Here is a 21190-nt window from a genome sequence, read left to right on the forward strand (position 1 = left end):
GATATCAGTGGTTTATGGCAATTATCACGCGATCGTGCACATTAAATCTCGGTAACGTGAAGCCGGATCGCGTGCCGACTTCCGGTTCGGCTTATTTCACGCAATTCCGAACGGAAAACCGCTACACACTTTTCCTGGAATTGCTTTAGCGTAGGCTTTCCAGGTCGCGGATGCGCTTGGCACCGGCGGCTTCGAGCTGCCTGGTGACCGCTCCGATCAGCGTCTCGGCGACGACGAAGAGCGCGGCCGACGAATCCCAGGCGGACGGCACCGCGGTGCGCCCGGCGATCACATGGCGGGCGAAACGGGCAATCGGCGAGAGCCATTGGTCGGTGAAGAGCACGATCTGCACGCCGCGCTGGTGCGCCTTCTCGGCAAAGCGGACCAGGCTCTCCTGGTAGCGCCTGATATCGAAGATCACCAGCACGTCGCGCTTGCCCATGTCGATCAGCCGGTCTCGCCAGATGCTCTCCTGGCCGGCGAGGTGGTAGACGTCCGGCTGGATGATGGCGAGATGGGCGGCCATGTAGCGGGCCAGCGGGTCGGTGAAGCGGCCGCCGATCAGGAAGGTCTTGCCGCGGCGCTCGGCAAGCCTTGTGGCGATATCGGCCAACTGCTTGTCGGAGAGGTGCCGGAACGTCTCGCGCATGTTGTCGAGCGTCGCCTCCAGCATCGGGGATACGGCGCCGCCGCTGGCGGGCGACGCCGGGTTGAGCGTGCGTGATGCCGGCGACTGCAACTGTGCCGCCAGCTCATCCTGCAGCGCCGACTGGAATTCGGGATAATTCTGGAAGCCGAGCCTGGCGACGAAACGCAGGATCGTCGGTGACGAAACCCCCGCTGCGGTCGAGAACTCGGCCACCGTCTTCAGCCCGGTCAGCGGATAATTGGCAATCAGTGTCTGCGCGGCGCGGCGCTCGCCCGCCGGCATGGTGCCGATGCGGTCCGAGATCAGTTCGGCAATGCTGGAGATCATCGTTTTCCCCACCCTTCGACCTGGTCGGCGCCGTTTTCGGAATTCGCGTTTGACAAAGCCGGGCAAACTGTATGAAATCATCCAAAGGGACGCAATGAGGCAAAATACGTAACATAAAATACAGCGCTCCCCAGGGGACGGCAGTATGGAGAAAGCACGGCCCGCCAGCCTTGCACCGTCGGAGACCGTAAGGGTGACCAACCCCGGCGGCTCGAGCCCCTTCGTCTTCACCTGCGACCACGCCTCGAACTTCCTGCCGGCGGAATTCGGCACGCTTGGCTTGGCTGCGGAAGACCTTTCCCGCCATATCGCCTGGGATCCGGGCGCGCTTCCCGTCGCCAGCCGCATGGCCGAGGCGCTCGACGCCACGCTGGTCGAAACCCGCGTCTCGCGCCTGGTGATCGACTGCAACCGGCCGCTCGACGCGCCGGACCTCGTCCCGCCGGTCAGCGAAACGACGGCCATTCCCGGCAACGCCGGCCTTTCGGACAAACAACGTGGCGCGCGGATCGACCTGGCGTGGCGTCCATTCCACGACACGATTGCGCAGATCATCGAACAACGGCTGGCATATGGCCAGGAGACGCGGCTTGTGTCGGTGCATTCCTTCACGCCGGTCTACAAGGGCAAGAGCCGGCCCTGGCATATCGGAATCATCCACGACGACGACCGCAGACTGGCGGCGCCGCTGATAGCGGCGCTGCAGCGGCTTGCCGGCGTCAGCGTCGGCGTCAACGAACCCTATTCGCCGGCCGACCGCGTCTATTTCACGCTGGAACGGCATGCGCGCTCGCGCGGCCTTGCCTGCGCGATGATCGAGATCCGCAACGACGAAATATCCGGCGAGGCCGGGCAGCGGAAATGGGCGGACCTGCTCACAGGCATATTCTCGAATCTGGAGCCCGAGGAGGCCAGGGGCTCCCGACAACGCGTAATGGGAAAGTCAGTACAGTCGGCCAGCTAAGAACCAACAGGGGACTTCCAAATGACAACAAACGACTATTCCGAAGTCGATAAGGCAGAGGACATAAAGGTCCTTCACAACATGGGCTATGCCCAGGAACTCGAGCGGCGCCTCAGCCGCTTCTCGAATTTCGCGGTTTCCTTCTCCATCATCTGCATCCTGTCCGGCGGCATCAACTCGCTGGCGCAGGCAACGTCGGGCGCGGGCGGCATCGGCATCGGCATCGGCTGGCTGGTCGGCTGTTTCGTGTCGCTCACCTTCGCGGTCGCCATGTCGCAGATCAGCTCCGCCTATCCGACGGCCGGCGGCCTCTATCACTGGGGCTCGATCCTCGGCAATCGCGGCACCGGCTGGGTGACGGCCTGGCTCAACCTGCTCGGCCTGATCACCGTGCTCGGCGCCATCAATGTCGGCACCTGGACGTTTTTCATCGGCGCTTTCGGGCCGGCGCTGGGCATCGAGGGAACGCTGACCAACCAGATGATCTTCCTGGTCATCATCACCGGCGCCCAGGCGCTGATCAACCACCTCGGCATCAAGCTGACGGCGAAGCTCACCGACTTCTCGGGCTACCTCATCTTCTTCGGCTCGATCCTGATCGCGGTGGTCTGCCTGCTTTCGGCCGAGACGTGGGACTTCAGCCGTCTCTTCACCTTCCACAACTACTCCGGCGACGCAGGCAACGGTGTGTGGCCATCGGTGTCGAACGCCTGGGTGTTCGCGCTCGGCCTCTTGCTGCCGATCTATACCATCACCGGCTACGACGCGTCCGCGCACACGTCGGAGGAAACCATCAAGGCGGCTTCTTCGGTGCCGCGCGCGATGGTCATGTCGGTCATCTGGTCGGCGCTGTTCGGCTATCTGTTCCTGGCCGCGTTCGTCCTGATGATCCCGAACATGGACGACGCCGCCAAGCAGGGCTGGAACGTGTTCTTCTGGGCCTTCGACCAGCGTGTCGGCACCGGGCTCAAGGAGTTCGTCTACCTCGTCGTGTTCCTGGCGCAGCTCCTGTGTGGTCTCGCCACCGTCACCTCGGCCTCGCGCATGATCTTCGCCTTCTCGCGCGACGGCGGCCTGCCGGGCTCGGCGGCGCTCGCCAAGGTCAGCCCGACCTACCGCACGCCGGTGGCGGCGATCTGGACGGCGTCGATCCTGTCGGTGCTGTTCGTCTGGGGCTCCTCGGTGGTCTCGGTCGCCGGCACTTCGGCCTACACGATCGTGGTGTCGTGCACCGTTATCTTCCTGTTCCTCTCTTTCACCGTGCCGATCGTGCTCGGCATGGCAGCGTGGGGAACGCCGAAGTGGGACAAGATGGGCCCGTGGAACATGGGCCGCGGCCTGTTCATGCTGTTCTCGGTCCTGTCGCTCGTGTCGATGATCCTGATCTTCGTCATCGGCATCCAGCCACCGAACGACTGGGCGCTCTACATCACCGTCGGCTTCTTCATCCTGACGGCGATCGTCTGGTTCGCCTTCGAGCGCAACCGGTTCCAAGGCCCGCCGCTCGGCGACATCATCGCGGCGCGCCAGGCGGCGATCAAGGCGGCCGAACAGGCGGTCGGGGAGACCGGCCACTGATACTTCACCTCATGACCATGGCCGGCATCGTGCCGGCCATGGCTTCGTTTCTTCCTTTCAACCGACAAGTACTGGAGTGCCAAAGGAATGGCCGGGAATTTCTCGTTCGATCAGTTGAAGCAGGCGGTCTCCAACGGCGAGATCGACACGGTGCTGGCCTGCATCGTCGACATGCAGGGACGGCTCGCGGGTAAGCGCTTCCTGGCCCAGTATTTCGTCGATTCCGCGCATGACGAGACGCATGGCTGTAACTATCTGCTGGCCGCCGACATCGATATGGAGCCGGTGCCCGGCTACAAGGCGGCGAGCTGGTCGAAAGGCTATGGCGACTTCGTCATGAAGCCCGATCTTTCGACGCTGCGGCGCATCCCTTGGCTGGAAAAGACGGCGCTGGTCATCTGCGACGTGCTCGATCACCATGATCATGAGGATTTGGCACACTCACCCCGCGCGATCCTGAAGAAACAGGTCCAGCGGCTCAAGGAGCGCGGGTATATCGGCTATTTCGCCTCCGAGCTCGAATTCTACCTGTTCAGCGAAACCTACGATTCCGCGCGCAAGAAGTATTGGCAGGGCCTCGACACCGCTTCGCCCTATATCGGCGACTACCAGATCGGCATCACCACCAAGGAAGAAGGCGTGATGCGCCGGCTGCGCAACGAGATGGAAGCGGCCGGCATTCCGATCGAGAACTCCAAGGGCGAGTGGGGCCCGGGCCAGGAAGAAATCAACGTGCGCTATGCCGAGGCGCTCGAGATGGCCGACCGCCACGTCATCCTGAAGAACGGCGCCAAGGAGATCGCCCACTCCGAGGGCAAGGCCATCTCCTTCATGGCCAAGTACAATTACGGCCTCGCCGGCAATTCCAGCCATATCCACAATTCGCTGTGGAGCGCCGACGGCAAGACGCCGCTGTTCTTCGACAAAAACGCGGAGTGGACGCTGTCGGGCCTCGGCCAGCAATGGGCGGCGGGCCAGCTCAAATACGCCAAGGAGTTCACCTGGTTCCTGGCGCCCTACATCAACTCCTACAAGCGCTTCCAGGCCGGTACCTTCGCGCCGACCAAGATCATGTGGAGCGAGGACAACCGCACCGCCGGCTTCCGGCTCTGCGGCGAAGGCACCAAGGGTATCCGCATGGAGTGCCGCATCGGCGGCGCCGACCTCAATCCCTATCTCGCTTTCGCGGCATTGATCGCCGCCGGCCTTGCCGGCATCGACGAGAAGCTGGAGCTGCAGAAACCCTTCGTCGGCGATGCCTATCAGGCGTCGCAGCTGCCGGAAATCCCGAAGACCCTGCGCGACGCCGCCGAGACGCTGGAGAGCTCCACGATGTTGAAGCAGGCCTTCGGCGAGGAGGTGATCGAGCACTATGTGCACACAGCTCGTTGGGAGCAGTTCGAATACGACCGCCGGATTACGGACTGGGAACTTCACCGGGGGTTTGAACGGTACTAGGGATGGATTGGAGCAAGCGCCATCGCGGCTACGATATGTCGGCAGCGGAGTGGATTGCGCTTGTTCCAAATGAGCTGGCTATCGATGCAGTAGGCCTGTGGCAAGTCATCCCCGTGGGGCGCCATGAATTTGAACTCGTCGATGAAGATCTGGAAGAGTTCACGAAGCAGGCTTTGAACAGCTTGCTCACAAAAGGTGCGATCCCCGTAACGGGTCAGGATCAGAGGTGGGTTGCTGAACAACAGTATGGAACAAAACCCGAAGAGATAATCGAAAACGTCGTCAAGAAGTGGCTGTCAAAGGGAATGCGCGATCCGGATGTTGGAGACGTCTGGTTCGCTACGGCGGACTTTCTTGGGAATTGAATACAGGAGTGTGTAGTTGGAAACCGTAAAACTCAAATCCCCCATCGACGGCTCGATCTATGCCGAGCGGCCGATCGCGACCGACCAAGCTATCAACGCGGCGGTCGAGCGCGCCAAGGCGGCGCAGGAGAAATGGGCCGAGACACCTATCGTCGAGCGCGGCAAGTACATGCTGGCGATGCTGGAAGCGCTGGTCGGCATGAGCGACGAGATCGTGCCGGAGATCGCCTGGCAGATGGGCCGGCCGGTGCGCTATGGCGGCGAGTTCGGCGGCGTCAAGGAACGCACCAGCTACATGGTCGAGATCGCTGAATCTGCGTTGAAGCCGGTCATGGCCTACAACCCGAAGGATGGGTTTAGCCGCTATGTGAAGAAGGTGCCGCTCGGCGTTGTCCTGGTGATCGCGCCCTGGAACTACCCCTATCTCACCGCGGTCAACACGATCGTGCCGGCGCTGATGGCCGGCAGTGCCGTCATCCTCAAGCACGCTGCGCAGACGCTGCTGGTCGGCGAGCGCTTCCAACAGGCCTTCGACAAGGCTGGCCTGCCCAAGGGCCTGTTCCAGAACCTGGTCATGAACCATGGCCAGACTGAGAAGCTGCTCGGTTCGGGCAAGATCGACCATGTCAACTTCACCGGCTCGGTCGCCGGCGGCCGCGCCATCGAGAAGGCGGCGGCCGGCACCTTCATGACGCTCGGCCTCGAGCTCGGCGGCAAGGATCCGGCCTATGTTTTGCCCGACGCCAAGATGGACCATGCGGTCACCAATCTGGTCGACGGCGCCTTCTACAATTCCGGCCAATGCTGCTGCGGCATCGAGCGCGTCTATGTGCATGAGAAGGTCTATGACGAGTTCGTCGAAGGTTTTGTCGCCGAGACGAAGAACTATGTCGTCGGCAATCCGCTGGATGAGGCCACGACCATAGGGCCGATGGCGCAGGCGCGCTTCGCCGACCTGATCCGCGAGCAGAAGGCGGAGGCACTGCGCAAGGGCGCCAGGGCGCATATCAACATGAAGGTCGAGAACGACAGAGCGGGCTCGCCCTATCTGGCACCGGACGTGCTGACCGGGGTCGACCACCAGATGAGCGTCATGCGCGAGGAAAGCTTTGGGCCAATCGTCGGCATCATGAAGGTACGCAGCGACGAGGAGGCGATCGCGCTGATGAACGACAGCCCTTACGGGCTGACGGCTTCGATCTGGACGCGCGACACCGAGCGCGCGGTGGCGATCGGCGACCGCGTCGAGACCGGCACGGTGTTCATGAACCGCTGCGACTATCTCGATCCGGCGCTGGTCTGGACCGGCGTCAAGGATACGGGCAAGGGCGCGGCGCTCTCGGCCATCGGCTACGACAACCTGACCCGCCCGAAATCCTATCACCTGCGCGAAACGATCTGATTTTTCGAAAGACAAGCAATGTCCAAGCTCATCTCCAAATGGAACTACCCCACGACCGTCCGCTTCGGCGCCGGGCGCATCAAGGAACTGCCGGACGCACTGGCTGCGGCCGGCATCAAGCGGCCGCTCTTCGTCACCGACCCTGGGCTGGCGAAACTTCCGGTCGTCGCCTCGACGCTGAAAATTCTCGACGACGCCAAGGTGCCTTACGGGGTGTTTTCGGAGGTGAAGCCGAACCCGGTCGATTCCAACCTGACCGCCGGCATCGCGGTGTTCAAGAAGGGCAAACATGACGGCGTCATCGCCTTCGGCGGCGGTTCGGCGCTCGACCTCGGCAAGCTGATCGCCTTCCAGGCGGGGCAGACGCGCCCGGTTTGGGATTTCGAGGACATCGGCGACTGGTGGACCAGAGCCAATTCGGACGCGATCGCGCCGATCATCGCGGTGCCGACAACGGCCGGCACCGGTTCCGAGGTCGGGCGCGCGGGTGTCATCACCAACGAGGCGACCCACACCAAGAAGGTCATCTTCCATCCGAAGCTTCTGCCGGCGATCGTGATTGCCGATCCGGAGTTGTCGGTCGGCATGCCTGCCTTCATCACCGCCGGCACCGGCATGGACGCGCTCGCCCACTGCCTCGAAGCCTATTGCGCGCCGGGCTATCATCCGATGGCCGACGGCATCGCGGTGGAAGGCATCCGCCTGGTGTTCGAGAACCTGCCCAAGGCCTTCGCCAACGGCAAGGATCTGGTCGCCCGCGCCCATATGATGAGCGCCGCCGCCATGGGTGCGGCCGCCTTCCAGAAGGGGCTTGGCGCCATCCACTCGCTGTCGCACCCGGTCGGCGCGCTCTACGACACCCATCACGGCATGACCAATGCGGTGTTCATGCCCTATGTGCTCGCCTTCAACCGCGAGGCGATCGATGAGCGCATCGCCCGGCTTGCCGCCTATTGCGGCATCAAAGGCGGCTTCGACGGTTTCGCCAAGGCGATCGTCAAGCTGCGCAAGGAACTCAAGGTGCCGCACGCGCTGCCCGGCCTGATCAAGGGCCTCGACATGGACAAGAAGCGCAAGGCACTGATCGCCGACATGGCGGTGGTCGACCCGACCGCCGGCGGCAATCCGGTCAAGCTCACCAAGAAGGCCGCGCTGACGCTGCTCGAAAATGCCATCGCCGGCTCCGTATGAGAGCGGGCTTCGGATGCCGAAAAGTTGAAGAGGACGACACCTGAAAGAAGAGGAGGAGGGGCAAGAGGCAAGGCGCCTAACCATTAGCCGGAAAATTAAGTACGGGCTAATTGCTACAGTCCGTTAAAAAGAGTTAACTTTTTGTGCCGCGGGGCTCGGGTTTCAAAAAGCCTTCATCTGGCTGTCACACGAAAACGATACCCGCATCGCAGGCGCCCAGCGGCGCCAGTTCAACGGAGAGAACACATGTTCAAGTTCACGGGGAAAGTGCTTTCCCTCTCGGCCGCGGCGCTCTTTGCGTCGACGGTGATTTCGTCCGCGGATTCGCTGGACGACCTCGCCAAGGCCGCGAAGGCTGAAGGCCAGCTGACTGTCATCGCGCTTCCGCATGACTGGTGCGGCTACGGGGCGGTCATCGACGCTTTCAAGGCTAAGTATCCGGACATCACGATCAACGAGCTCAACCCCGATGCCGGCTCCGGCGACGAGGTCGAGGCGATCAAGGCCAACAAGGACAACAAGGGCCCGCAGGCGCCCGACGTCATCGACGTCGGCCTGTCCTTCGGTCCGACCGCAAAGAAAGACGGCCTGATCCAGGCTTACAAAGTTTCGACCTGGGATTCGATCCCGGACACCGCCAAGGATGCCGATGGTTTTTGGACCGGCGACTATTACGGCGTGCTGTCCTTCCTGGTGAACAAGGATCTTGTGAAGGAAGCTCCGGCTGACTGGGCTGACCTCTTGAAGTCGGATTATGCCAACACCGTCGCCCTGGCCGGTGATCCGCGCGCCTCGAACCAGGCGATCCAGGCAGTCTACGCCGCCGGCCTGTCCGGTGGTGCCGCTGCTGGTGAAGCAGCCGGCACGGCAGGTCTCGACTTCTTCAAGAAGCTCAATGCCGCTGGCAATTTCGTGCCGGTAATCGGCAAGCCGGCCACGCTGGCCCAAGGCCAGACCCCGATCCTGGTCACCTGGGACTACAACGCGCTTGCCGGCCGCGACACGCTGAAGGGCAACCCGCCCGTCGATGTCATCGTGCCGAAGACCGGCGTCGTCGCCGGCGTTTATGTGCAGGCGATCAGCGCTTATGCGCCGCATCCGAATGCGGCTAAGCTCTGGCTCGAGTATCTCTACTCCGACGAGGGTCAGATCGGCTGGCTGAAGGGTTACTGCCATCCGATCCGCTTCAACGACCTCGCCAAGAACGGCAAGCTCCCGGCCGACGTGATGGCCAAGCTGCCGCCGGCCGAAGCCTATGCATCGGCCGTGTTCCCGACCCTCGATGAGCAGGGCAAGGCCAAGGAAGCGATCACCAAGAACTGGGACGCCACTGTCGGCGCCAACGTGAAGTAGCAGAATGATACGGCCGGGCGGCTCTGGCCGCCCGGCTCTTCTCACAGACGGTAGCCGGCGCATGACCGATCTCTCGCTCTCCAACCAGACAATTGCGGGAAAGACCGCGCCGCCCAGCGAAGCGCGCGCGTTGCGGTTGCCTACGCAATGGATCGGCGTTGCGCCCTTCTTCATCTTCGCAGTCATGTTTCTTATCCTGCCCACGCTCTACCTGATGCTGGGCGCGTTCCAGAACGAGGCTGGTGAGTTCACGCTGGAAAACCTCATCGCCCTGTCGGAGCCAAATATCGTTGCCGCCTACTGGATCTCAATCAAGGTCAGCCTCGCCTCGGCGCTGATCGGCGCCTTCGCAGGGCTGGCGATCGCCATCGCCATCGTGCGCGGCGGCCTGCCGAACTGGATACGCTCGGCGACGCTTACCTTCTCCGGTGTCGCGTCCAATTTCGCCGGCGTGCCTCTGGCGTTCGCCTTCCTCGCCACGCTTGGCCGGCTTGGTCTTGCCACGGTGATCCTGAATACCCTGTTTGGGCTCAACATCTACGCCCATGGCTTCAACATCCTGTCGTTCTGGGGCCTGACGCTGACCTATGTCTATTTCCAGATCCCGCTGATGGTGGTCATCATCACGCCGGCGATCGACGGGCTGAAGAAGGAATGGGGCGAGGCCGCAGCGACGCTGGGCGCGACCACCGCGCAGTACTGGCGCATGGTGGTCATCCCGGTGATCTGGCCGAGCTTCCTCGGCACCGTCATCCTGCTGTTCGCCAACGCTTTCGGCGCGATCGCCACCGCCTATGCGCTGACCGGTTCGTCGCTCAACATCGTGCCGATCCTGCTCTACGCGCAGATCCGCGGCGACGTGCTGCACAATGCCCATCTCGGCTATGCGATCGCCTTCGGCATGATCGTTATCACCGGCCTCGCCAACGTATTCTACATCTGGTTCCGGACACGCTCGGAGAGGTGGCTGAAATGAAGACCGGACGCTTCTGGGCCTGGGTCGTCTTCATCCTCGGCGCGGCCTATTTCTTCATCCCGCTGATCGCGACGGTGGAATTCTCGATGCGCATGCGGCGCGGCGCCTATTCCTTCGACGCTTACCAGATCGTGCTCGGCGACGCCCGCTTCCAGGCGACGTTCGTGTATTCGGTGGTCGCCGCCATCTTCACCATCATTCTCGGTGTGCTGGTGGTCGTGCCGGCCGCCTACTGGATCCGGCTGCGGCTGCCGCAACTTAGGCCGATCGTCGAGTTCATTACGCTGCTGCCGCTGGTCATCCCGGCAATCGTCATCGTCTTCGGCTATATCAGGATGTATGGCTCGAATTCGCCGCTGCCGTTCCTGGCAAACGATACGGCCACCAATGCCCTGCTGGTGATCGGTTATGCGACCTTGGCGCTGCCCTATATGTACCGGGCGGTGGATACAGGCCTTCGCACCATCGACGTGCGCACGCTGACGGAAGCGGCGCAGATCCTCGGGGCGGGCTGGTCCACGATCATTACTCGGGTGATCCTGCCAAACGTGCTGATCGCTGTGCTCTCCGGCGCCTTTCTGACCTTCGCCATCGTCATCGGCGAGTTCACAATGGCCAGCCTGCTCAACCGGCCGGCCTTCGGTCCGTATCTGCAGAATATCGGCGCCAACCGCGCCTATGAGCCGGCCGCGCTTGCCATCATCGCCTTCGCCATAACCTGGGGCTGCATGTCGCTGATCCAGATCCTCTCGCGTTTCGCGCCGAAATCGGCAAACCGCCCGAACTGAAAGAAGAAGCCATGGCCGAGCCGTTCCTCTCCATCCAGCATGTGCGAAAGTCTTTCGGCGCCACCACCGTGGTCGAGGATTTCAACCTTGATGTCGAGCCGGGCGAGTTCGTCTCCTTCCTCGGACCCTCCGGCTGCGGCAAGACAACAGTGCTGCGCATGGTTGCCGGCTTCGAGGAACCGTCTGCCGGCAAGATCGTGGTCAGCGGCAAGGACATCACCAGGCTGAAACCCAACCAGCGCAATGTCGGCATGGTGTTCCAGGCCTACGCGCTGTTCCCCAATCTGACCGTGGCGCAGAATATCGGGTTCGGGCTCAAGGTGGCGGGCATGGCCAAGGCGGCCATCGATTCCCGCGTCGCAGAAATGCTCGACATCATCAAGCTGCCGCAGATGGCCGATCGCTATCCCTACCAACTCTCCGGCGGCCAGCAGCAGCGCATCGCGCTGGCGCGCGCGATCGCGCCGAAGCCGAAGCTTTTGCTCCTCGACGAGCCGCTGTCGGCGCTGGATGCCAAGGTGCGCGTGTCGCTGCGCGAGGAAATCCGCTCGATCCAGAAGAAGCTCGGCATCACCACCATCTTCGTCACGCACGACCAGGAAGAGGCGCTGTCGATCTCCGACCGCATCGCTGTGATGTATGGCGGCAAGGCCGAGCAGGTCGGCACGCCGTTCGAGATCTACAACCGGCCGGCGACCAAGTTTGTCGCCAATTTCGTCGGGACGCTCAACGTGCTCGAAGGCAAGGTCACCGATGCCGCCTCGGGCAAGGTGCAGGTCAACGCGCAAGAGGTCTCGCTCAAGGGCAAGCTCAATGGCTCGAAGTCCGGCGACACGCTGTCGCTGGCGCTACGGCCCGAGGCGATCTCGCTGGCGCGCCAGCCTGGCCATGACACCAGCCTTTCGGGCGAGATCGCCGAAGTGCATTTCCTTGGCTCGGTCATCCGCGTGCGCGTCGGCATCGGCGGCAACACGGTTTCGCTGGACACCTTCAACAACTCCGCGACACCGCCCCCTGTTGTCGGCGAGAAGGCGGATATCTCCTTCTCGTCAGGCGACATGCTGGTGCTGCATTAGGGAGAGGGTGAATGGTGAATAGTGAATGGTAGTCAGCGAAGAGAGCACTTTACGTGCTCGAATTCTTATGATCATTCACCATTCACTTTTCAGTGCCAAACGCCTGGTTCCATCGCTACGATGAGCCATGGCGCTGTTCGAAGTCACCCTTATCCTGCTTTTGATTGCAGTCGCGCTGACGGCGCTGTCACGCTGGCTGGAAGTGCCTTATCCGTCTCTCCTGGCCCTGGCCGGGGCAGGGCTCGCCTTCCTGCCCGGCGCCCCGATGATCGAGATCGACCCGGAACTGGCGCTGGCGCTGTTCATCGCGCCGGTGCTTCTCGATGCCGCCTATGACACATCGCTTCGCGACCTGAAGCGCTACCGGCTGTCGCTGGTGCTGCTGGCGCTCGGCGCTGTCGTCTTCACCACCGTGGTCATTGCCTTCGTCGGCTGGAAGATGGCCGGCCTGCCGATCGCGGCGGCGATCGCGCTCGGCGCCATCGTCGCGCCGCCGGACGCCGTGGCGGCGAGCGCCGTGCTCAATCAGTTCAAGGTGCCGCACCGGCTAACCGCCATCCTGCAGGGCGAGAGCCTGCTCAACGACGCCACGGCGCTGCTGATCTATCGGATCGCAGTTTCGGCGGCCTTGGGCTCGGTCATGTTGAGAGACGCCGTCCCGGTCGTCCTTTTGTCGACGATTGGCAGCGTTGCCGCCGGCTATCTGTTCGGCCGCATCTCGCTGCTGACACTGACACGCATAGAGGACGCGGCAAGCAGCACCGTGGTGCAGTTTGCCGGAACCTTCGCCGTCTGGATCATCGCCGACAGGATCGGCCTCTCCGCCATCATCACCATCGTCGTCTATGCCATCACCATCGCGCGCACCGCACCGCGCCACATGACGGCGAGGCGCCGCGTCAGCACCTATTCAGTTTGGGAGTCGGCGGTGTTCGTGCTCAACGTGCTTGCTTTCGTGCTGATGGGCCTGCAGGCACGTTCGATCGTCGGCCGGCTCTCCGGCGAAGGGCAAGGCGATGCATTTGCCTTCGCCGCAACGGTGCTGGCCCTCGTCATCGTGGCGCGTCTCGTCTGGGTGCTGGCTTATGTCGCCATCATGAGACGATTTGCCCGCTTCGACAGCGAAGAACAAAGGCGGGATGCGCCGACGTTTCGCGGCGCCGTGCTCGTCGGCTGGTGCGGCATGCGCGGACTGGTGACGCTGGTCGCGGCTATTGCCTTGCCGACGGGCTTCCCCGGCCGTGATCCGATCGTGCTTGCCGCCTTCGCTGTCGTGCTCGGCACGCTGGTGCTGCAAGGCATCAGCCTGAAGCCGCTGCTGCGCCGGCTCGATTTCGAGCGGGATACGACGGTGGACCGCGAGGTGGCCCAGGCGCGCGTTGCCATCATGCAAGCCGCGCTCGACGTGCTGAGCCGCAAGACGACGGCCGCAGCCGCGGTCGTGCGCGAGCAGTACGAAGCCCAGCGCTTGGTCGCGGAAAATCCGGAGAACGCGCAGGCCGCGACCGAATACGATCGGCTGCGCCTCTATGCCATCAACCGTCAGCGCGACACGCTGGAGGAGCTGCGCCGCAACGGCACGATCGGCGACGAGGCCTATCACCGGCTGGAAGAAGAGATCGACTGGGCCGAGCTGGCTGCATCGCCGGCCGGACGGTTCCAGCCGCTCACGACTTATTAGAGCAATTCCAGGAAAAGTGCGTAACGGTTTTCCGTCCGGAATTGCGTAAAAACAAATGGTTAGAGCAGTTCAGCGTTTCCGTGAAACGATGGACCGCTCTAGAGATGGGCCGATCCGGTGATTATCGGCTGGACCATTCCGCGTGCCATCACGGTCCATTGCAACGCCATCGGTGAGGCGCTACTTCGGTCACCGGAATTGAGCCGGTTAATCGATGAAGCTGGTCAGCTACAACATCCAGTATGGGTTCGGCAGCGACGGCCGCTATGACCTCGCGCGCGCCGCGCGCCTTGTCGATGGCGCCGACATCATCGCTTTGCAGGAAGTGGAACGGCACTGGCAGCGCAGCAATGGCGACGACCAGCCGGAGATGCTTTCACTGCTGCTGCCCGACTATTACTGGGTCTATGGTCCGGCTTTCGACATGGACGCCAGCGAGCGGCGCGACGGTCGCGTCGTGAACCGCCGGCGGCAGTTCGGCACGATGGTGCTGTCGAAGCTGCCGATCGTCTGGTCGCGGCTGCACGCGCTGCCGCTGCGCCGCACGCTCTGGCCGCTCAACACCCGCAACGCCGCGCTGGAATGCATGATCCGCACGCCGGCGGGACCCGTGCGGGTCTTCTCATTGCATCTCGCCCATATCGCGGCCGAGGAGCGGCTGGAGCAGATCGACTATCTGCTTGCCGAGCATCGCCGCGCGCCGTCCGACGGCGGCCCGTGGAGCGGCGCCGACGACGAGTCGCAACGCAACTGGGCGAATGGCCAGCCGGAACCGGAAAGCCCGCGGGCGGCGATCTGGCTCGGCGATTTCAACATGGAGCCGGGAAGCGCCGAATACCGGCGCATCGTCGGCAGCACCCCCTATCATCGTGGCGCGGCCTATCTCGATGGCTTTGTCGATGCCGCTTCCGTCGCCAGCGAGCCCGTGCGGGACTTCCATACGCACGAAAAGATCATCGACGGCAGGCCGGCGAAACGACGGCTCGACCATTGCTTTGTCGGCGGCATGCTGGCCGGGCGGGTGCGCTCGGTCGGCGCCGACGTCGGCGAGGTGGCTTCGGATCATTTCCCGCTCAGGGTCGATATCGATCTGGAAACGCCAGGCATCGTTCCAGGGTCGACGGGCGGGTGAGGCGGGCATGACGCTGTTCGTCTTCCTCGCGGTGCTCTCGGCGGCAGCCATGCACGCGATCTGGAACGCGCTGGTCAAGGTGCATCTCGACCGCTTCCTGTCGATCACGCTGATGACGCTCGGCATGGGTGCCGCCGCCGTCGTGGTGCTGCCCTTCGTCGAAGTGCCGAAGGCCGAGGTCTGGCCATTCATCCTCGCCTCGGTCTTCTTCCACATGGGCTACCGGACATTCCTGATCGGCGCCTACAAGGCTGGCGATTTCGCCCAGACCTATCCGCTGGCGCGCGGCACCGCGCCGCTGCTGTCCGCCCTCGGCGGCATCGTTCTGCTCGGAGAGGTGCCGGCGCCGCTCGCCATCTTCGGCATCGTGCTTCTGTCGGCCGGCACGCTGGTGATGTCGTTTCGCGGCGGCGCGCATCTGGAAAGGCTCAATCTTCGCGCGGTCAGCTTCGCGCTCGGCACCTCGATCTTCATCGCCAGCTACACGCTCTCCGACGGCAGCGGCGCGCGGCTGGCGGCAACCGCGCAAAGCTATGCAGCCTGGCTGTTCGTCTGCGACGCGGCGTGGGCGCTGGTGCTGTGCGTTGCCTTCCGTGGCCCGCAGTCGCTCCCCATGCTGGCGCGTGACTGGAAGGCAGGGCTTTTCACCGGCGTGCTCAGCGGTGCAGCCTACTGGATCGTGATGTGGGCGATGACCAAGGCGCCGATCGCCTCGGTCGCGTCGCTGCGCGAGACCTCGATCCTGTTCGCCATGCTGATCTCGGTGCTGGCGCTGGGCGAGAAGATGACGGCTTGGCGCGCCGCCGCCGCGCTCGGGATCGTCGCCGGCGTGGTGGCGTTGCGGTTGGGATGAATCCGCAACGTGCCGTCCCGCTTCAGCCGGGAATTTCCAGGTCGAAGACCATCAGCCCATCGGTGCCGCCTTCGAGCGCCGCGACCAGTCGGGCGCCGGCGCGCTGGTGAGCTTCGTGCACCAGATAGGCGTCGCGGGTGGCGACATCGCGGAAATCGATGGTGAAGCCATGAGTAAAGCCGCGCGCGAAGGGCTCGGGGCTGACATTGGCACTGAAGTGGACCTGGCTCATGCCGTCGATCAGCGAATGCAGCGCTTCGAGATCGGCGTGGATCGCCGCACGTTCGCCGGCCGGGACATCGTCGCGGAAGCGGACAAAGACGCAGTGCCTGATCATCGCCCGTCCCTCATGCCGCCTTGTTGCCTTTGAACACGGCCGGCGGCAGCGGCTCGCGGCCGAGGATCAGATCGGCGCCCTTTTCGCCGACCATGATGGTCGGCGCATTGGTGTTGGAGGAGGGGACGCGCGGCATTACGGAGGCATCGCAGACGCGCAGGCCGTCGATGCCGCGCAACCTCAGATCCGGCGCCACCACCGCCATTGCGTCATGACCCATGCGGCAGGTGCCGACCGGATGGTGGTCGGTCTTCGAGGTTCGGCAGGCATAGTCGAAGAGGTCGGCGTCGCTTTGCAGGGCAGGGCCGGGCAGCACCTCGCGCAGCACATAGGGAGCAAGCGCCTTCTGCCGCATGATCTCGCGCGCCAGCCGTAGGCCCTTGATCGACATGTCGCGATCATAGGGGTCCGACCAGTAGTTCGGGTCGATCAGCGGATGGTCGGCCGGGTCGGCGCTCTTCAGCCGCACCGTGCCACGCGAGCGCGGGCGCAGGAAAGCCGAGTTCAGCGTCACGCCAGGGTTCTTCAGTTTTTCGACGCCGGCCTCGATGCCGGAGCCGAGGCCGAGATGGAACTGGATGTCGGGCGAGGCGGCCGTCGGATCGGCGTACCAGAAGCCGCCGGTCTCGAACAGGCTGGAGGCGACCGGCCCCTTCTTCAAAAGCAGATATTGCAGACCCGCCCATAGCGTGCGGTGCAGCTTGGCGTAGTTGTCATAGGTGTGGTCGCCGGTGCATTCGGCGATCACGAACAGGTCGAGATGGTCCTGCATGTTCGAGCCGACGCCGGGCAGGTCGTGGACGGGCGTCACGCCGACCGACTTCAGATGATCGGCCGGGCCGATGCCGGATTGCATCAGGAGCTTGGGCGAACCGATGGCGCCGGAGGAGAGGATCACCTCGCGGTTCGAACGCAGGATCGTCTTTTCGCCACCCGGCCTGTCAACGATCTCGACGCCGACGGCGCGGCCCTTCTCGACGACGACGCGGGTGACCAGCACGTCGGTCCTTACCGTCAAATTCTTCCGCGTACGGATCGGCTTCAGATAGGCGACGGAGGCGGACGAGCGCCGCGCGTCCTTCTGGGTGAGTTGGTAGTAGCCGACGCCCTCCTGGCTAGAGCCGTTGAAATCCGGATTGAAGGGGATGCCCATCTCCTGGCCGGCGCGGAAATAAGCCTCGCAGATCGGCAGCGGCGAGATCGGGTTGGAGACGCCAAGCGGGCCTTGGTCGCCGTGGAAATCGTTGGCGAAGCGCTGGTTGTTCTCGGCGCGCTTGAAATAGGGAAGCACGTCGCGATAGCTCCAGCCGGCGAGCCCTTCTTCCTTATCCCAGGCGTCGTAGTCGCGGGCATTGCCGCGCGTGTAGATCTGGGCGTTGATCGACGAGCCGCCGCCCACCACCTTGGCCTGGGTATACCAGAAGACGCGATCCTTCATGTTCTTCTGCGGCACGGTCGACCAGCCCCAGGAGGCGATGCCCTTGGTCATCTTGGCGAAACCCGCCGGCATGTGGATCAGCGGATGCCAATCCTTGCCGCCGGCTTCGAGCAACAGCACCGAGATCGAAGGATCCTCGCTCAGCCGGTTGGCCAGCACGCAGCCGGCCGGGCCGGCGCCAACAATGATGTAGTCAGCCATTGTTCCACTCACTCACAAGCGAGGCACGGAAAGCGCGCCGTCGACATCGATGACCGATCCGGTCGAAAAACCGAATTTCCCCGAGGCCAGCGCCGCGACCACATTGCCGATGTCGGCGGTCTCGCCCCAGCGTTTTGCCGGCACCAGGCCGCCATCGATCAGCGCGTCATATTTGGCGGAAACGCCCGCGGTCATGTCGGTGCGGATGATGCCCGGCCGGACCTCGAACACGCCGATACCTTCGGCGGCGAGCCGCAGCGCCAGGTTCTTCACCCACATGGATAGGCCGGCCTTGGAAATGCAGTAGTCCGCACGCTGAGGCGAGGCCATCGCGGCGCTGACTGAGGTGATAGTGATGATCGACCTGGTCGCGCTTGAGGGGGCTGCTAGCATCGCTTTGGCGACGGCCTGGCTGAGGAACACCGTGCCCCGCAGGTTGATATCCAGCGCGCGATCGAAATTTTCCGGCTTCAACTCCAAAAGATCGCCGCGCACCACGGCGCCTATACCGGCATTGTTGACAAGGCAGTCGATGGTGCCGAAGGCGTCCATCGCCGCCGCAACCAGTTTCGGATGGCCGGCGAGATCGGCGATATCGCAGCGGGCGTAGGCGAATTTCGCGCCGCGCGTTGCGATGTTCTTGGCAAGCCCGTCGGCAGGCTTGTCGGCAAGATCGGCGATAAGGATGTCGAAGCCGGCATCGGCAAGCGCCTCCGCGCAGGCAAGCCCGATGCCGCGCGCGCCGCCGGTGACTATGGCCGCCGGGCGGTTCATGCGACGAGATCCGTCTTGCGGATGTGGTCGGCGACGCGCAGCGCTTGCGCCGCGATCGACAGCGCCGGGTTGACCGCAGCGGACGTCGGCAGGAAGCCGCCGTCGACGACGAACAGGTTCCGGTGGTCGTAGGCACGGCAGAACGGATCGAGCGGTGCCGTTGCCGAATCGTTGCCCATGCGCACGGTGCCGCACTGGTGCGAGGGCGTGCGCTTGTCGAAGGGGCGCGACAGCACGATCGGATAGCCGCAGGCGCGGAAATTCTCGCGCATTACCTTGGTCAGGCCTTCCAGCGACTGCATGTTGGAGCGCCGCCACTGCATGACGATCTCCTTGCCGTCGACCATGATGCGGCTTTCGGGATCGGGCAAGTCCTCGCACATCAGGTACCAATCGACGGCGTGGCCGGCCATGAAATCGAGCGCGGATTTCGGCGCCAGCTTCACATTGGCCCTGAGCATGTTGCCGTCGATCTTGCCGAGCAGCTGCACATTGCCCAACGGCTTGCCGCCCTTGCCGTCCGACAGATAGTAGTCGTTGAGCATCAGCGTCTTCTGGTAGACGGCGTCGTTGCGGCGGCGCGGGTCGATCGCCAGCATCGCGCTCGAATTGTGGTTCATGAAATTGCGGCCGACCTGGTCGGAGCTGTTGGCGAGGCCTTTGCCGCCTGCCTTGCCGTTGCCGGCGGAAGGCGAGCGCAGCAGGATGACGGCGGAGTTGATCGCGCCGGCCGAGAGGATGACCAGCTTCGGCGATAGCGTCTTCCGAGAGCCATTCTGCGTGTAGTGGATGGCCGCAATCGACCTGCCGTCCGGCGAGGGCTCGAGCCAGTCGACATGGGCGCCGGTTTCGAGCCGGATGTTGCCGTCGGCGAGCGCCGCCGTCAGCGGTCCGGTCTGGGCGTCGACCTTGCCCTGGCCGGTATTCGGGAAAGCATCCCAGCCCGTCTTGCCGTCCTTCAGCCAGGCTTCGATGTCGACGCCGAGCGGCAGCGACGCGGGATGCAGGCCGAGACCTTTGAGTTCGGCGCGGGCGCGCGCGATCGAAGGCTCGTCGGGCACCGGCTTGAAGGCGTAGGGGATCGAATGGAATGGCTCGGTCGGGTCTTCGCCGAGGCTGCCGCGCACGCGAAAAAGCTGCTCGGCCTGCGAGTACCAGGGCTCGAACTCGTCATAGGAAAAGGGCCAGGCCGGCGACACGCCGCCGAAGTGTTCGAGTTCGGAAAAGTCCTCCTTGCGGTAGCGGATCAGCACCGCGCCGAAGAATTTCGAGTTGCCGCCGACATAGTAATAATTGCCGGGATTGAAGGCCGCGCCGCCTGCCTCGCGCCACATCTCCTTCGGCCGGTAATGTTCGTCGACGAAGATGGAGCGGGTCGAGCGCGCGTGCGGCGTCGCGGGCAGAGGTTCGCCGCGCTCCAGGATCAGGATCGAGGCGCCGCTGCCGGCCAAGCCGGAGGCGATCGTGGCACCGCCGATGCCGGAGCCGATGATGACAATGTCCGGGTTCATAGCTGTCAGAGAATGCGCTTCTCGGTCGCCGGGTCGAAGAACACCGCCTTGCTGAGGTTGAAGGCCAGAGGCGTGCTGGTGCCGGGCTGGATCCTGGCATCGGCGCGCAGGCGCGCCACCACGCCCTTGCCGCCGAGATTGGTGACGGCGAAGGTGTCGGACCCTGCCGGCTCGACCACTTCGATGTGGCAGTCGGCGGTGGCGATCTCGGACCCGTTACGCTCGGCACCTTCCGGATCGGTCAGCGCTTCCGGGCGGACGCCGAAGATCACCGGCTTGTCCTTGAACTCCGCAAGACCGGCCGGCGCGCCGGGAAGCGACAGCGTGATCGGCTGGCGCGCCTCGCGGTCGAGCACGACGGACAAGCCGCTGCCATTGGCGCCGATCTTGGCCGGGATCAGGTTCATCGCTGGCGAGCCCATGAAGTCGGCGACGAAGACGTTGGTCGGGTTGTTGTAGATTTCGGCGGGCGTGCCGAACTGCTGCACCTCGCCGTCGCGCATGACGGCGATCTTGGTCGCCAGCGTCATCGCCTCGATCTGGTCGTGGGTGACATAGACGATCGTGGTGCCGGTGGTCGCATGCAGGCGCTTGATCTCGATGCGCATGTCGACGCGAAGCTTGGCGTCGAGATTGGAGAGCGGCTCGTCGAACAGGAATAGCTTGGGGTCGCGCACCAGCGCCCGGCCCATGGCGACGCGCTGGCGCTGGCCGCCCGAGAGCTGGCTGGGCTTGCGCTGCAGGAGATGGCCGATCTGCAGGATCTTGGCCACCTTGTCGATCGCGGCCTGCCGCTCGGCTGCCGGCACGCCGCGCATCTCCATGCCGAAGGCGATGTTTCCGGCGACCGTCATGTTCGGATAGAGCGCGTAGCTCTGGAAGACCATGGCGATGTCGCGCTTCGAGGGATGCAGATCGTTGATCGCACGGCCATCGACGCGGATCTCGCCCTCGGTGATGTTCTCGAGGCCGGCGATGGTGTTGAGCAGCGTGGACTTGCCGCAGCCGGACGGACCGACCAGCACCAGAAAGCCGCCCTTTTCGAGCTCGACATCGATGCCCTTCAGGATTTCGACATTCCCGAAGCGCTTCTTCAGCCCATCAATTTCCAAAAAAGCCATGGTCGTTCCTTCAGA

General features: G+C 63.7%; 19 protein-coding genes. 13 read left to right on the forward strand and 6 right to left on the reverse strand.

Features of this window, described 5'->3' with window-relative positions:
• Window positions 1–145 precede the first annotated feature (145 nt).
• Complete coding sequence (locus RFM40_RS00460) at window positions 146–976, reverse strand: MurR/RpiR family transcriptional regulator (RefSeq protein ID WP_320224750.1); 831 nt, start codon at window positions 974–976, stop codon at window positions 146–148.
• Between the two features lie 145 nt (window positions 977–1121).
• Here RFM40_RS00460 and RFM40_RS00465 point away from each other — a divergent pair, with 145 nt between their 5' ends.
• The 13 genes from RFM40_RS00465 (at window position 1122) to RFM40_RS00525 (ending at window position 15793) form a co-directional block, all read left to right on the forward strand.
• Window positions 1122–1940 (forward strand): N-formylglutamate amidohydrolase, encoded by an 819-nt coding sequence (locus RFM40_RS00465; RefSeq protein ID WP_320224751.1) that lies wholly within the window; start codon window positions 1122–1124, stop codon window positions 1938–1940.
• A gap of 21 nt (window positions 1941–1961) precedes the next feature.
• Window positions 1962–3518, forward strand: a complete 1557-nt coding sequence (locus RFM40_RS00470; protein WP_320224752.1) for an amino acid permease — start codon at window positions 1962–1964, stop codon at window positions 3516–3518.
• Between the two features lie 87 nt (window positions 3519–3605).
• Window positions 3606–4976, forward strand: coding sequence for a glutamine synthetase family protein (locus tag RFM40_RS00475; protein ID WP_320276960.1), 1371 nt, complete (start codon window positions 3606–3608; stop codon window positions 4974–4976).
• Window positions 4977–4978: 2 nt separating this feature from the next.
• Window positions 4979–5341: a hypothetical protein gene (locus RFM40_RS00480; protein ID WP_320276961.1), complete on the forward strand. Its 363-nt coding sequence runs from the start codon at window positions 4979–4981 to the stop codon at window positions 5339–5341.
• Between the two features lie 16 nt (window positions 5342–5357).
• Window positions 5358–6743: an aldehyde dehydrogenase family protein gene (locus tag RFM40_RS00485; protein WP_320224755.1), complete on the forward strand. Its 1386-nt coding sequence runs from the start codon at window positions 5358–5360 to the stop codon at window positions 6741–6743.
• An 18-nt stretch (window positions 6744–6761) separates the two neighbouring features.
• A complete protein-coding gene (locus tag RFM40_RS00490; RefSeq protein WP_320224756.1) occupies window positions 6762–7934 on the forward strand; it encodes an iron-containing alcohol dehydrogenase in 1173 nt (390 codons plus the stop codon).
• Between the two features lie 246 nt (window positions 7935–8180).
• Window positions 8181–9287 (forward strand): ABC transporter substrate-binding protein, encoded by a 1107-nt coding sequence (locus tag RFM40_RS00495; protein WP_320224757.1) that lies wholly within the window; start codon window positions 8181–8183, stop codon window positions 9285–9287.
• A gap of 61 nt (window positions 9288–9348) precedes the next feature.
• Complete coding sequence (locus RFM40_RS00500; protein WP_320276962.1) at window positions 9349–10263, forward strand: ABC transporter permease; 915 nt, start codon at window positions 9349–9351, stop codon at window positions 10261–10263.
• On the forward strand, window positions 10260–11051 hold the full coding sequence (locus RFM40_RS00505) for an ABC transporter permease (RefSeq protein WP_320276963.1): 792 nt from the start codon (window positions 10260–10262) through the stop codon (window positions 11049–11051). Before RFM40_RS00500 ends, RFM40_RS00505 begins: the two co-directional genes overlap by 4 nt.
• 11 nt (window positions 11052–11062) lie before the next feature.
• Window positions 11063–12127, forward strand: a complete 1065-nt coding sequence (locus RFM40_RS00510; protein ID WP_320276964.1) for an ABC transporter ATP-binding protein — start codon at window positions 11063–11065, stop codon at window positions 12125–12127.
• Between the two features lie 127 nt (window positions 12128–12254).
• Window positions 12255–13808, forward strand: a complete 1554-nt coding sequence (locus RFM40_RS00515; RefSeq protein WP_320276965.1) for a cation:proton antiporter — start codon at window positions 12255–12257, stop codon at window positions 13806–13808.
• A 214-nt stretch (window positions 13809–14022) separates the two neighbouring features.
• Window positions 14023–14940, forward strand: a complete 918-nt coding sequence (locus tag RFM40_RS00520; protein ID WP_320276966.1) for an endonuclease/exonuclease/phosphatase family protein — start codon at window positions 14023–14025, stop codon at window positions 14938–14940.
• 7 nt (window positions 14941–14947) lie between these two features.
• Window positions 14948–15793, forward strand: a complete 846-nt coding sequence (locus tag RFM40_RS00525) for an EamA family transporter (RefSeq protein WP_320276967.1) — start codon at window positions 14948–14950, stop codon at window positions 15791–15793.
• 22 nt (window positions 15794–15815) lie between these two features.
• On the opposite strand, the gene RFM40_RS00530 is transcribed toward RFM40_RS00525, so the two are convergent.
• Genes RFM40_RS00530 through RFM40_RS00550 form a run of 5 tightly spaced genes read right to left on the reverse strand, consistent with a single transcriptional unit; the run spans window position 15816 to window position 21175 of the window.
• Window positions 15816–16130, reverse strand: coding sequence for a Dabb family protein (locus RFM40_RS00530; protein ID WP_320224764.1), 315 nt, complete (start codon window positions 16128–16130; stop codon window positions 15816–15818).
• Window positions 16131–16140: 10 nt separating this feature from the next.
• Entirely contained in the window at window positions 16141–17769 is a 1629-nt protein-coding gene (locus RFM40_RS00535; RefSeq protein ID WP_320219562.1) for a GMC family oxidoreductase, read from the reverse strand.
• A 12-nt stretch (window positions 17770–17781) separates the two neighbouring features.
• A complete protein-coding gene (locus RFM40_RS00540; RefSeq protein ID WP_320224765.1) occupies window positions 17782–18543 on the reverse strand; it encodes a 3-ketoacyl-ACP reductase in 762 nt (253 codons plus the stop codon).
• Window positions 18540–20054 carry a GMC family oxidoreductase gene (locus RFM40_RS00545; RefSeq protein WP_320276968.1) on the reverse strand — a complete coding sequence of 505 codons (1515 nt, stop codon included), beginning with the start codon at window positions 20052–20054 and terminating at the stop codon, window positions 18540–18542. Before RFM40_RS00545 ends, RFM40_RS00540 begins: the two co-directional genes overlap by 4 nt.
• Window positions 20055–20059: 5 nt before the next feature.
• On the reverse strand, window positions 20060–21175 hold the full coding sequence (locus RFM40_RS00550) for an ABC transporter ATP-binding protein (protein WP_320224767.1): 1116 nt from the start codon (window positions 21173–21175) through the stop codon (window positions 20060–20062).
• Window positions 21176–21190: the final 15 nt, after the last annotated feature.

It is taken from the genome of Mesorhizobium captivum, assembly GCF_033977165.1.
In the GTDB taxonomy this organism is placed as follows: domain Bacteria; phylum Pseudomonadota; class Alphaproteobacteria; order Rhizobiales; family Rhizobiaceae; genus Mesorhizobium; species Mesorhizobium captivum.